Source organism: Methanobrevibacter sp., assembly GCF_045636185.1.
In the GTDB taxonomy this organism is placed as follows: Archaea; Methanobacteriota; Methanobacteria; order Methanobacteriales; family Methanobacteriaceae; genus Methanocatella.
Genome location: NZ_JAZTXC010000021.1, coordinates 25,909 through 38,637, shown reverse-complemented (window position 1 = coordinate 38,637; position 12,729 = coordinate 25,909). Strand labels below are relative to the sequence as shown.

The following is a 12,729-nucleotide window of genomic DNA, read 5'->3' as shown; positions in this document are numbered from 1 at the left end:
AAATAATAATTTATTATATACAGAAATTTTTTGATATGGATATTATGAAATGTCATAATTGTGGTTTTGAAAATAAAGATTCTGCGAAATTTTGCAGTAAGTGTGGTGTATCTTTAGAAGCTGTACCTGAGCCTACTGAACCCAAAAGTAACAATTCAAAGATAATTATTGCAGTTCTGATTGCAGTTATTGTTATTTTGGCTGTATCAATAGGATATTTTGCATTGGGTAATAATGCTTTGGGTAATAATGCTTTGGGATCTAATTCCAATGTTCAACCAGCTTCCGGAAGTTCAGACAGTGCAAATACTTCTGATAGTGGCAGTAGTGGAAGCTCTCAGCAAGTTAATACTACTCAAACTTCTTCATCTTCAGCTCCCGCTAAGAATTGGGTGCTTATAGGAAGTTATACTGGTTCTGGCAGTGGTACTAAGACAATCAATGTTCCTGCTGGGGATATAAAGGTTGAAATATCTGCATTTCCAATTAAAAATTATGCAACTAACCATTTATATGTATCAGGAAATAATGGAAAATCATGTGGTGTTGATTGGGGTTCAACCAGTGCTGTAGAAACAAGATCCGATTCTTTAACTTTTTCTTCTTCCTCTCCAACAACCTTTACAATTGATTATTATGAAACAGTTAGTTGGCAAGTTGACTTCTATAGATATCAATAATCTTTCATTTAAGTGATTTATTAAATCACTTTTCTTTTTTTTAGATTTTCAAAAAAAATATTAAAATATATTAATTTAAATTTTCATATGTTTATTCATATGATGATTTAATTTTTAATTGTTCAAATTATAGTTAATGGTGATTATTATGGGGGGTTATTGGAAATTATTCTGTATTTTCTGTTTATTTGTATTAATGATTCCGGTTTGCTTTGCAGGTGAGGATGTAAATTTAAATAATACATTAAGTACATCGGAAGTAAATGACAATGTGTTAAGTGAAAACGACGGTTATAATCATATATATGTTAATGCTTCGGCTAGTGATGTAGGTAACGGTTCAAAAGAGTCTCCTTATAAGGAATTATCTAGTGTAAATTATGTATTTAGAGAGAATACTGTTGTACATATTGCTGATGGTTATTATAAATATAATTATAATGATTCCGGTAAAATTATAAATGAGATGATTATTATTTCTAATGTGACATTCATTGGAGAAAATGCGGAAAATACCACTGTTGACTTTAATGGAAGAGGAATATTTGCATTCATCGAGTGGAATCCAAATATTTGTTTTAAAGATATGAAATTGTTTAACACTTCTGTTAATTTAATTAAAGGCCGTAATGATCAAATACAGGTTGGCGGAACACTTGAAGGAGAAAATTTGATTTTTGATAGTGCAAAATCTATTGCATTTAATGGTGCATATTATATTGGTGGTGCAATTAGCTGTTCCGGTGGCTTGAAATTAACCAACTGTATCTTTAAAAATAATACTGCTGATCGAGGGGGCGCAATCTTTTCACTGATTGGCGGAGAGTTAATAAATTGTACTTTTATTAATAATAAAGCACGATTTGATGGGGGTGCAATATTCACTCCAAATAATCAAATGCTTGTTCATGATTCTAAATTTATTAATAATACTGCTTCAAGAGAGGGTGGTGCTGTTTATTCCATAGCAAATCTTTTATTAAACAATTCTGATTTGAAATATAATAATGCTTATTGTGGCGGTGCGGTTTATATTGTTAATTATCAATTGGTAATACTTAATTCAAATTTTACAAATAATTATGCGACATCTTATGGTGGAGCAATAATTTCTACAAATAGCCCATATTTCTATATGAGGGGAGCTAGATTTGTTAACGATACTTCCAATTCCTCTGCTGGTGCGATTTATTCGATGTATTCAAAAAATCATTTTTATGATTCAGTATTTGTAAATTGCAGTTCTTTAATAGGTGGTGCAATTTGTGATTTACATTCTTCATCCATATATTCAAATCTAAATTTCACGGATAATGTTGCAACTAAAGGCGGTGCAGTTTATAAAATGTACAATACTACTTCAATTAGAGGTTCAACATTTAATTCAAATCATGCTATTGAAGGTGGCGGTTTATATGTTGATCAAATTTTTTCAGCTATTTTAACTAATTTGACTTTTAATAACAATATTGCTGATTATGGTGGGGACATTTATTGTTTGGGAGATGCAAAAAATATTAATGCGACTAATGTTGGTTCACCTAATGCATTTAATTTGGCATTTTTAGATTTGAATCAAAAAGCAGGGGACTATAAGATTTTTGAAATTGATGATGTTCCTGTTGTTCTTGATAGTAGATATGATATGAGGGATCATTATAATCTTACTGAAGTTAAAGATCAGCTTGAACAGGGTAATTGTTGGGCATTTGCAGCGATAGCTGCTTTAGAATTATCTATATTAAAAGCCAACGGTATTGCTTATGATTTTTCAGAAGAGAATTTAAAAAATATCGTTGCCAGATTTTCTGATTATGGTAATTTTGAATCCATACCTAATTCTGGCGGAAACTTATTCATGACAATTGGTTATTTGACCAGTTGGTTGGGCCCTATATCTGAAGAGTATGATATATATTCCCCAAACCCATTATCTTTAGTATATGATGCTATAATGCATGTTCAAAATGTTATTTTCCTTCCAAGAATGTCATACACGGATAATGATGGGATTAAGGAAGCTATTGTAAAATATGGTGCTGTTGTAACTAGTATGTTTTATTCAGATAATTATCTTGCTGGTGATAAAGTATCATATTACGCAAATGGTGGAAATTTACAGACAAATCACGATGTAGTAATAGTTGGCTGGGATGATAATTATCCTAAAGAGAACTTTAAATCAAAACCTCCTGAAAATGGTGCTTTCATTGTTCGTAATAGCTGGGGACCAAATTGGGGTGAAAATGGTTATTTCTATGTTTCTTATTATGATTTATACTTTTCAAGAATAGGCAATACTATTCAACCTGCATTTGCTTTTGTTTTAAATGATACTAATCATTATGATAAAAATTATCAATATGAGATTCAAACTTCAAATCTTGTAACTGTACAGGCTCCTATCAACACTTTGGGTATTGGAAATTCATTTTTCGCTGAAAGTGATGAGTTAGTGTCTGCAGTTTCAACTTACTTCAGTGATGATTCAAATTATACTATTTCAATATTTGTTAATAACCAATTAAAACATTCACAACAAGGAAATACTACTGCAGGATATTTCACTATCCCTTTAACCAATTATATTCCTGTCAAAAAAGATGATGTTTTTGATGTCATGTTTATTATAACTAATTTACATAACCAAAAGCCTTTATTGTATTTCTTTGAATATTCTAAAAATTCACGTTTTGCTAAAGGGGGAATATCTTTTTATTCCGATGATTATGGTCAAAATTGGTATAGTGCTTTTAATAATCTCAAAGGGATAATTCCAATAAAAGGATTTACTAAATATGGAAAATTAAATACCACGATTGAAGTTAGTGGCTGGGATTGTGATTGGGCGATTAATATGGATTATACTCTTCAGGTTAGAGTGAAAGATCAGTTTGGTGATTATATTAATGATGGCAATGTAACATTTTTAATTGACGGTGAGGCTTTTACTGTCAACTTTGTTGATTTTACCGCTAATAAGACAGTTTCATTTGCTCAAGAAGGAGAACATAATATTACAGTTTTATTTAATGCTGATTCTTATTATTATCCTTCAAATGCCACTAAGTTAATTAAGGCCCATCCTATCAGTACTTCTTTGTCTTTGTCTTTGAGTGATGATACTTTGTTGGTTGGTGATTCTTTAACTGTTACTGCTGTTGTTAATGCTACTCAGGGTAAAGTGTTGTTCTATTTTAATAATGTTTTAAATGATACTGTTGTAGTGGATAGTAGTGGTGTTGCTCGTTTGGTTTTAGATAATCTTTATTATGGTGGTTATAATGTAACTGCTGTTTTCACTGATGATAAAGGCACTTATCTGAACAGTTCTGACAGGTCTGCATTTTCTGTTTATTCTAATACTGTTCTTGAAGTTGGTGGCTGGGATTGTGATTGGACAGTTAACAGGAGTGTTGTTCTTCAGGTTAGGGTGAAAGATCAGTTCGATGATTATATTAATAATGGTAATGTGGTCTTTTTAATAGATGGTACGGCTTATACTGTTAAATTAGTTGGTTCTGTTGCCAATAAGAGTGTTTCATTTGCTCAGCTTGGAGAACATAATATTACTGTTTTATTTGATGCTGTCGATTATTATTATTCCTCAAATGCCACTAAGTTGATTGAGGCTTATCCTCTTAAGACTTCTTTGTCTTTGTCTTTGAGTGATGATACTTTGTTGGTTGGTGATTCTTTAACTGTCACTGCTGTTGTTAATGCTACTCAGGGTAAAGTGTTGTTCTATATTAATAATGTTTTAAATGATACTGTTGATGTTGTTCTTGATGGTGTTGCTTGTTTGGTTTTAGATAATCTTTATTATGGTGGTTATAATGTAACTGCTGTTTTCAGTGATGATAAGGGCACTTATTTGAATAGTTCTAATAAAACAGTATTTACAGTCTTTTCACAGACTTTTATTGAAGTTAGTGGTTGGGATTGTGATTGGACAGTTAACAGGGATGTTGCTCTTCAGGTTAGGGTGAAAGATCAGTTTGGTAATTATATTGTTGATGGTGATGTGGTCTTTTTAATTGATGATGAGGCTTTTACTGTTAGTTTAGTTGATTCTGTAGCTAATGAGACTGTTTTATTCACTCGGGTGGGAGAACATAATATTACTGTTTTATTTGATGCTGTTGATTATTATTGTTCTTCAAATATCACTAGATTGATTGATATTTCTCCTCTTAATACTTCTTTGTCTTTGTCTTTGAGTAATGATACTTTGTTGGTAGGTGATTCTTTAACTGTTACTGCTGTTGTTAATGCTACTCAGGGTAAAGTGCTTTTCTACCTTAATGGTGTTTTAAATGATACTGTTGATGTGGATAGTGATGGTGTTGCTGTTTTAACTTTAAATAATCTTAAATATGGTGATTATAATCTAACTGCTGTTTTCAGTGATGATAAAGGTACTTATTTAAATAGTTCTGATAAGTCAAGTTTCACAGTTATTTATCCAATTGAAATAATTACGGAAGATTTAACAAAATATTATAATGAATCAGATAGATTTGCTGCTAGAATAATGGGAAATGACGGAAAAGGTATTTCAAATCAAAAAGTAAAATTCACAATTGAAAAAACTACTTATGAAACCCTTACGGATTCAAATGGTTATGCATATTTGTCTGCTTCTTTACAACCTGGAGAATATACCGTCAAGACTATTTATGAAAATCTTGAAGCAAGTAATTTAATTATAATTCTTCCTACTCTTTTAGATAAGGATATGAATATTTCATCTTTAGATATCTATGATGATGAAACTGAAGTTATTAATGTTGTTTTGCCTAAGGATGCAACAGGTAATGTAAGCACTATTGTTAATAACAAAAAATATTCTGCTAATGTTAATGAAGGTATTGCTAATATTTCTATTCCGGATTTAAAATATGGAAACTATAATATTGAAGTAATCTATAGTGGAGATGAAAAATATAATTCTGTCAGAGGAAATACCACCTTTACAGTAAAAAAATCTCAAATTCATATTTCTGTACCTGATGTTACTAAATATTATCACGGTTCTGAAAGATTTGTTGTTACAGTAAAATATAATGACAAACTACTTTATAATGCAACAGTTGCTATTAATATTAATAATGTGAGTTATAAACAAACTACTGATAAAAATGGTGTTGCATCAATGGCAATTAACTTGGATTCAGGTGTTTATAATGTAACTACTGAATATAATGGTACAAAAGTTTATTCTACTGTTACTGTTAAGTCAACTATTGCAGGTAGTGACATCACTAAAATGTTTAGAAACGGAACCCAGTATTTTGCTAGATTCATAGATTCTCAGGGTAATATCTTAAAAAATACAAATGTTAATTTTAATATTAATGGGGTATTTTACACTAGAACAACAAATGATGAGGGTATTGCGCGCCTGAATATTAATCTTAATCCTGGACAATATATTTTAACTGCTACAAATCCATCTAATGGAGAACGTCAAGCAAATATTATTAATGTATTATCTTTAATAGTAGAAAGCTCTGATTTAATAAAATACTATAAGAATGCATCCCAGTTTACTTTTAGATTGCTTGACAATCAGGGTAATCCTGTTGGTGCTGGAGTTAGTGCTACAATAAATATAAATGGTGTTTTCTATACCAGAACAACAGATGAAAATGGATACATCAATATGAATATCAACTTAAATCCGGGAACTTATATTGCAACTATTATGTATAATGGATTATGTGTGGCCAATACCATTAAAGTTTTACCTATTTTGCAGGCTAAAGATGTTACAATGAAATATCGAGACGGCACAAAATTTGAAGCAGCACTCGTTGACGGGCAAGGCAAACCTTATATTGGTCAAACACTTATTTTCAATATCAATGGAGTATTTTATAATAGAATAACAGATAATGATGGCATTGCTCGTTTAAATATTAATTTAATGCCTAGTCAATACATTATTACATCAATGTATGAAAATGGTGCAGCAATTTCAAATAAAATAACTATCTTTGGTTGAGATTAATTTCTCAACTTTTAACTATTTTTTTAGTAAAATTAATAATATATAAGTTATTAAAATTTTACTATGTTTGATTTAAATATTAAAGGAAATAGTTATGATAAAAATTTAATCTTAGCTATGCAGGCTTCTGAGTATGGTTGGAAGCATATAAATTTTTCATATAATCAAAATGAATTTGATAATGCTTTAACTTTTAAGAATGATTTAAAAAAAGAGTTGAAGGATGTTATTGAAATTGATTATACTTTAAATATAGAATCAAATAATGTTTCTGAAATAAGAAAAATTGTCCGTAAATATAGAAATAAGTCTTCATGCATCTCTGTCTTGGGAGGTAATTTGAAGGTAAACCGTGACTGTTTGGAAAATATTCAGGTGGACATATTGTCAAAACCTTACTTAAAAAGATATGATTCTGGTCTAAATCATATTTTGGCACGTGAAGCAAAGGATAATAATGTGGCTATCGAACTTGTTTTTAATGATATCTTAAAATCGTATTTGTCACATAGATCAAAAATACTGGCAAACTTTAGAGATATCTATAAATTGCATAGAAAATATGAATTCCCATTAATTCTGTCTTCTGGTGCAGAATCAATACTGGATTTAAGGACAGTTAAAGATTTTGAAGCTGTTTTTACTCAAACAGGTTTAACTTCTTTAGAGGTTGGAAATTCTTTCAGGACTGCAGAAAATATTTTGGACTTTAATGGGGACAGAAAAAACTTAATTTTATCTGGTGTTAAGGTGGTTGAATAGATGAAACTTAAGGTCCTTCCGAAATCTCAAAGAAAACATACTCATTATCTTGTTTTGGATATTAAATCAGAAGAGGTGTTGTCTAAAAATGATTTCACTTCTATTGTTTGGGATTCATGTGTTCGTTTTCAGGGAGAAAATAATACTTCCAATTTCAGTTTATGGACTATTGAATTAATTAAAAATGAGAATGTTTCTTTTTTTAATGAATATAAAGCTATTTTAAGATGTCAAAGAGGATTTGAAGATGAAGTAAGGTCTTGTTTGGCATTGACTCATAATTATAATAGAAAACGTATTTCAATTACCTGCATAGGCATTTCAGGCACTATAAAGGGATGCTCCAAATTTATTTAATAACTTTTTGTTATTTTAAAATAGAAAACTTTATTAATGTATTAAGCATATAAATAACAACTGGATTTATGGTAAAAAGAAAAATATATTTTAATTATATTTCATGATTAAAATTAAAAGTACCTTTTCATGGAGATTTGGTTTTAATTTTGTGTTTTTTAGATGTTGAATAAAATATTAGATTTATAAATTAATTATTTAATGTGAGGTATAATATATGCAACCTTTACAAAATGCTGGATATGATAGGGCTATTACTGTATTTAGCCCAGATGGAAGACTTTTCCAAGTTGAATATGCAAGAGAAGCTGTTAAAAGAGGTACTACATCTATAGGTGTAAAATGCCCTGATGGTATTGTTTTAGCAGTTGACAAAAGAACTACTTCTACTTTAGTGGAATCCTCATCTATTGAAAAATTATTCAAGATAGATGACCATATTGGTGCAGCTACTTCCGGTCTTGTAGCTGATGCAAGAGCATTAGTTGAAAGGGCAAGAGTAGAGGCTCAAATAAATAAAATAACTTATACTGAACCTATTAGAGTAGACAGTTTAGCTAAAAAATTATGTGACATGTTACAATTGTACACACAGAATGGTGGAGTAAGACCATTCGGGTCTGCTTTAATTATTGGTGGAGTGTATAATGAAGAATGTAAATTGTTCGAAACAGATCCAAGTGGAGCTTTAATCCAATACAAAGCAACTGCTATTGGTTCAGGAAGATCTGCCGCTATGGAAATTTTTGAAGAACAATATAAAGAAGATTTATCAATTGATGATGCCATTACATTAGCAATAACTGCTATTAATGAAGCTACTGAGCACGATACTACTTCAGATAATGTTGAAATAGCTGTCATTAAGAAAGAAGATGGCAAATATGTTAAACTTTCCAAAGATGATGTAACTTCTTATATCGAAAGTGTTCTTAATAAAGAAGATGAAGAAGAAGTTGTAGAAGAAGATGAATCTGAAGAAAGTGAAGATGAATAAATTTTTTTCTATTAATTAAAGTTGAGGGATGTTTCAATGGTAAATGTGGATGAAGCAATAATAGCTAAATATGAATTCGGTGGCGATCATTTTGAGATATTGGTTGACCCTGATTTGGCAGCGGAATTTAGAAATCCTGATGGACAGGATGTTGCCATTGAAGATCTTTTAGCTGTTGAAGAAATCTTTAAAGACTCCAAAAAAGGAGATAAAGCTTCAGAAGAAGCAATGAATAAAGTTTTTGAAACTACAGATCCTATTGAAGTTTCTAAAATTATCCTTGAAAAGGGAACTGTTCAATTAACTGCTGACCAGAAAAGGCAAATGCAAGCAGATAAAAGAAAACTTGTTATCAATACGATAGCTAAAGAAGCTATCAATCCTCAAAATGGGCTTCCTCATCCTGTTCAAAGGATTGAAAATGCATGTGATGAGGCAAAAGTTAAGTTTGACCCGTTTACTTCTGTAAACCAACAGGTTCAATCTACACTTAAGGCAATTAAACCTCTTATTCCAATCAGGTTTGAAAAGGTTAAAGTTGCTGTCCGTTTACCAGGTTCTGCAGCAGGTAGTGCATATTCCATTATTCATGGGTTTGGAGAAATTGTAAATGAAGAATGGCAACAGGATGGTTCTTGGATTGGTATTGTAGAAATGCCTGGTGGTCTTCAGGATTCTTTTGCTGCTAAAATGGCTGAAATTTCAAGCGGTGAAGCGGAGACAAAAGCTATTAAATAATTATATTCATGTTCATAGAGTGGGATTTTTATGATATATGTGGAAGATAAAAATTTAGTAATTCCTGGTCAAATATTGGCAGATGATGAATATTATCCAGGAAGAGGAACTTTTAAAGAAAATGGCAAAGTTTGCTCATCTTTAATTGGATTAGTTTCTCTAAGAAATAAGAAAATTCGTGTAATCCCTCTCAAAAGCAAATATGTTCCTAAAAAAGGAGATGTTGTAATCGGTAAGATTAACGATGTTAGATTCTCAATGTGGGATGTAGACATCAATTCTCCATATTCTGGAATTTTACCTGCTTTTGAAGTATTTGGTAGGGATAAAAAAGAGCTTAATAAAGTATATAACGTTGGAGATGTACTTTTTTTAAGAGTAGTTGATGTGGATGAAGTTAAAAAGGCTAAACTTGGTTTAAAAGGCCGTGGTTTGGGTAAATTTAAAGGCGGAATTATTGTAGATATTTCTCCAACCAAAGTTCCTAGATTAATTGGTAAAAAAGGTTCTATGATCAACATGATTAAAAATAAGACCAACTGTAAAATTGTCGTTGGTCAAAATGGTCTTGTTTGGGTTAAAGGAGACGAAGACATGGAACAGCTTACCAGGGAAATTATCCATACTATTGAAGCTGAAGCTCATACCTCTGGTTTAACTAATAAAATTAAAAACAAATTATACTTGGCTATTGATGGTGAAATACCAGCTGAGGAAACTGAAGAAGAATTTGTATTAGAAAAACCTAAACTCCAAAACTTTAAAGAAGAGTTAGAGCAAGAAGAAAGAGAAAAGGCTGAAGCTGAAAAAGAAAAGGATGCTGAAATCGAAACTGAAGATGAAACTCCTGAAGAAGTTCCTGAAGAAGTTCCTGAAGAAGCAGATGAAGAGGAATCTTCAGAAGAGGAATCTGATGAAGAAGCTCCAGAAAAAAGTGATGATGAACAAACTGAGGATAAACCAAATTTTTATGACGTTATTAAAGAATTGAAAAAGAAAAGTCAAAATAAAAAAGATAAAAATATATCCTACAGTGATAATTCAAATAATAATTCATTTATATTAAACAATCGATAATTTCTATTTATGAGGTTGATAAGATGTCTGAGATGATTAGAGAGGATGGTAGGAAGTACAATGAATTACGTCCTATTAAAATTGAAGCAGGCGTTCTTGAACGTGCTGACGGTTCCGCTTACCTTGAAGTTGGTGGAAATAAAATTTTAGTTGCTGTTTATGGACCTAGAGAATCATATATTAGAAGATTACTTGAACCAAATACTGGTGTAATTAGATGCAGATATAATATGGCTCCATTTTCAGTTGATGATAGAAAAAGGCCTGGTCCAGATAGAAGGTCTTCAGAAATTTCAAAAATTACTGCTGATGCATTAAGACCAGCTTTAATGTTGGAAAATTATCCACGTTCAATGGTTGATATTTTTATAGAAGTAATTGAAGCAGAAGGTGGAACCCGTTGTGCTGGTATTACAGCTGCTTCTGTTGCTCTTGTTGATGCAGGTGTACCTATGAAAGATATTGTTGTGGGTTGTGCAGCAGGTAAAGTTAATGATGAAGTTGTTTTAGATTTATCTGAAGTTGAAGATAAAGAAGGACAAGCTGATGTTCCTATTGCTATAATGCCAAGAACTGGTGAAATTACTTTACTCCAAAGTGATGGAGATTTAACTGAAGAAGAATTCCAAAAAGCAATTGATTTAGCTATGGAAGGATGTATGAAAGTTAGTGAGCTTCAAAAAGAAGCATTAATGAAAAAATACTCTACAGAATAGGTGGTTAATATGGATATAGTACCAGAAATTACAAGAGAAAGCATTACAAACCTTATCATCAATGATAAACGTGAAGATGGTAGGGCACTTGATGAATATAGGGACATTTCTATTGAAACTAATGTTATTTCTAAAGCTGAAGGTTCTGCAAGAGTAAAACTTGGTGGAACTCAAGTTATTGTTGGTATAAAACCTCAACTTGGTAGTCCATTCCCAGATACTCCTGATCTTGGTGTATTAATGACTAATTGTGAAATGTTACCAATGGCTGATCCTACTTTTGAACCAGGACCACCTAGTGATGATTCTATTGAACTTGCACGTGTTGTTGATAGAGGAATCCGTGAAAGTGAATTGGTAGAATTGGACAAACTCTGTGTTGAAGAAGGTAAACACGTTTGGATGTTATTCATTGATTTACATATCATTGATAACTGCGGTAACCTCTTTGATGCTGCTGAACTTGCTGTTATGGCCGCACTCAAAAGTACAAAATTACCAACCGCATCAATTGTTGATGATGAAGTTGTACTTGATGAAGAAAATACCTTTGATTTACCAATAAACAATGAAGTAGCTATGTGCACTTTTGTCAAAATTGGTGAAAAAATGGTCATTGACCCAACTTTAGAAGAAGAACGTGTCGCTAGTGCTCGTTTAAATGTTGGAGTCACCCGTGAAGGTAGAATCTGCGCTATGCAGAAAGGTGGAAAATATCCATTGACTAAAGATGATATTTTCTCTGCTGTAAATACAGCAATTTCAAAAACAAAAGATTTAATCGAATATCTCTAAGTCCTCAGGACTATTGAGATTTCTAAATTCTTTTTTTAATATTTTTTTATTATCAATTAAAACGTATTTCGTTTCTATTTTTTCTATTATTCCTTTTATATGCAGTGAATTCTTTAAAATTAGCTCATTTATTAATGGAATAATGTTTTTATTGTATATTGAGTGCAATGGTTCTGATGTTTTTAACTTATTTTTTGGGTCATGGAAAGGTACGACAGCCTGTATATTGCCTGTTAATTCATTAAAAAGAGATTGAATAGTATTTTTGCTGATAAATGGATTATCGCAGGGAAATACTATTGCATATTCGGCTGTGATATTTTCAAGTCCTGTTAGAATTCCTGATATCGGGCCTTTATTTTTTATCGTGTCTTCTACAAATTTTATTTTGTAGGTGTAGTCTTTGGGATTTATGAATTCCTTGTAATTGCCGATTCTTTTACAATCATTTAAAACAATTATTGCTTCATCTATTTCATTATTTAATGTAGAAAGTATGTATTTAATCATGGGTTTGTCTTTAATAATCATAGATCCTTTATCCTGACCCATTCTTCTACTTTGTCCTCCACATAAAATAATACTGCTTTTCAT

Annotated in this window: 10 protein-coding genes; 9 read left to right on the top strand and 1 reads right to left on the bottom strand. The window is 31.2% G+C overall.

From position 1 onward, the window contains the following. The 9 genes from ACKI3Q_RS01770 to rrp42 form a co-directional block, all read left to right on the top strand. Nucleotides 1-680 (top strand): zinc ribbon domain-containing protein (locus tag ACKI3Q_RS01770; protein WP_407413704.1); only part of this gene is annotated, 680 nt, incomplete at its 5' end. 148 nt (nucleotides 681-828) lie between these two features. Further along, nucleotides 829-6,687 carry an Ig-like domain repeat protein gene (locus tag ACKI3Q_RS01765; protein ID WP_407413702.1) on the top strand — a complete coding sequence of 1,953 codons (5,859 nt, stop codon included), beginning with the start codon at nucleotides 829-831 and terminating at the stop codon, nucleotides 6,685-6,687. 69 nt (nucleotides 6,688-6,756) lie between these two features. Continuing rightward, nucleotides 6,757-7,455 carry a ribonuclease P protein component 3 gene (rnp3, locus tag ACKI3Q_RS01760; protein ID WP_407413700.1) on the top strand — a complete coding sequence of 233 codons (699 nt, stop codon included), beginning with the start codon at nucleotides 6,757-6,759 and terminating at the stop codon, nucleotides 7,453-7,455. Further along, nucleotides 7,456-7,812, top strand: coding sequence for an Rpp14/Pop5 family protein (locus tag ACKI3Q_RS01755; protein WP_407413698.1), 357 nt, complete (start codon nucleotides 7,456-7,458; stop codon nucleotides 7,810-7,812). A 217-nt stretch (nucleotides 7,813-8,029) separates the two neighbouring features. After that, entirely contained in the window at nucleotides 8,030-8,809 is a 780-nt protein-coding gene (gene psmA / locus ACKI3Q_RS01750; RefSeq protein WP_407413696.1) for an archaeal proteasome endopeptidase complex subunit alpha, read from the top strand. 36 nt (nucleotides 8,810-8,845) lie between these two features. Continuing rightward, entirely contained in the window at nucleotides 8,846-9,547 is a 702-nt protein-coding gene (locus ACKI3Q_RS01745) for a ribosome assembly factor SBDS (RefSeq protein ID WP_407413694.1), read from the top strand. Nucleotides 9,548-9,577: 30 nt separating this feature from the next. After that, nucleotides 9,578-10,624: an exosome complex RNA-binding protein Rrp4 gene (rrp4, locus tag ACKI3Q_RS01740; protein WP_407413692.1), complete on the top strand. Its 1,047-nt coding sequence runs from the start codon at nucleotides 9,578-9,580 to the stop codon at nucleotides 10,622-10,624. Nucleotides 10,625-10,647: 23 nt separating this feature from the next. After that, on the top strand, nucleotides 10,648-11,340 hold the full coding sequence (gene rrp41, locus ACKI3Q_RS01735; RefSeq protein WP_407413690.1) for an exosome complex exonuclease Rrp41: 693 nt from the start codon (nucleotides 10,648-10,650) through the stop codon (nucleotides 11,338-11,340). Nucleotides 11,341-11,349: 9 nt separating this feature from the next. After that, nucleotides 11,350-12,135, top strand: a complete 786-nt coding sequence (rrp42, locus tag ACKI3Q_RS01730) for an exosome complex protein Rrp42 (protein WP_407413688.1) — start codon at nucleotides 11,350-11,352, stop codon at nucleotides 12,133-12,135. On the opposite strand, the gene ACKI3Q_RS01725 is transcribed toward rrp42, so the two are convergent. Beyond that, a complete protein-coding gene (locus ACKI3Q_RS01725; RefSeq protein ID WP_407413686.1) occupies nucleotides 12,118-12,729 on the bottom strand; it encodes a molybdenum cofactor guanylyltransferase in 612 nt (203 codons plus the stop codon). The two genes, rrp42 and ACKI3Q_RS01725, sit on opposite strands and share 18 nt — an antisense overlap.

Bases quoted from the DNA above. Each gene is read 5' to 3' on its own strand.
- ACKI3Q_RS01725 (WP_407413686.1), bottom strand. From the start codon at position 12,729: ATGAAAAGCAGTATTATTTTATGTGGAGGACAAAGTAGAAGAATGGGT.
- rrp42 (WP_407413688.1), top strand. From the start codon at position 11,350: ATGGATATAGTACCAGAAATTACAAGAGAAAGCATTACAAACCTTATC.
- rrp41 (WP_407413690.1), top strand. From the start codon at position 10,648: ATGTCTGAGATGATTAGAGAGGATGGTAGGAAGTACAATGAATTACGT.
- ACKI3Q_RS01745 (WP_407413694.1), top strand. From the start codon at position 8,846: ATGGTAAATGTGGATGAAGCAATAATAGCTAAATATGAATTCGGTGGC.
- rrp4 (WP_407413692.1), top strand. From the start codon at position 9,578: ATGATATATGTGGAAGATAAAAATTTAGTAATTCCTGGTCAAATATTG.
- rnp3 (WP_407413700.1), top strand. From the start codon at position 6,757: ATGTTTGATTTAAATATTAAAGGAAATAGTTATGATAAAAATTTAATC.
- ACKI3Q_RS01755 (WP_407413698.1), top strand. From the start codon at position 7,456: ATGAAACTTAAGGTCCTTCCGAAATCTCAAAGAAAACATACTCATTAT.
- psmA (WP_407413696.1), top strand. From the start codon at position 8,030: ATGCAACCTTTACAAAATGCTGGATATGATAGGGCTATTACTGTATTT.
- ACKI3Q_RS01765 (WP_407413702.1), top strand. From the start codon at position 829: ATGGGGGGTTATTGGAAATTATTCTGTATTTTCTGTTTATTTGTATTA.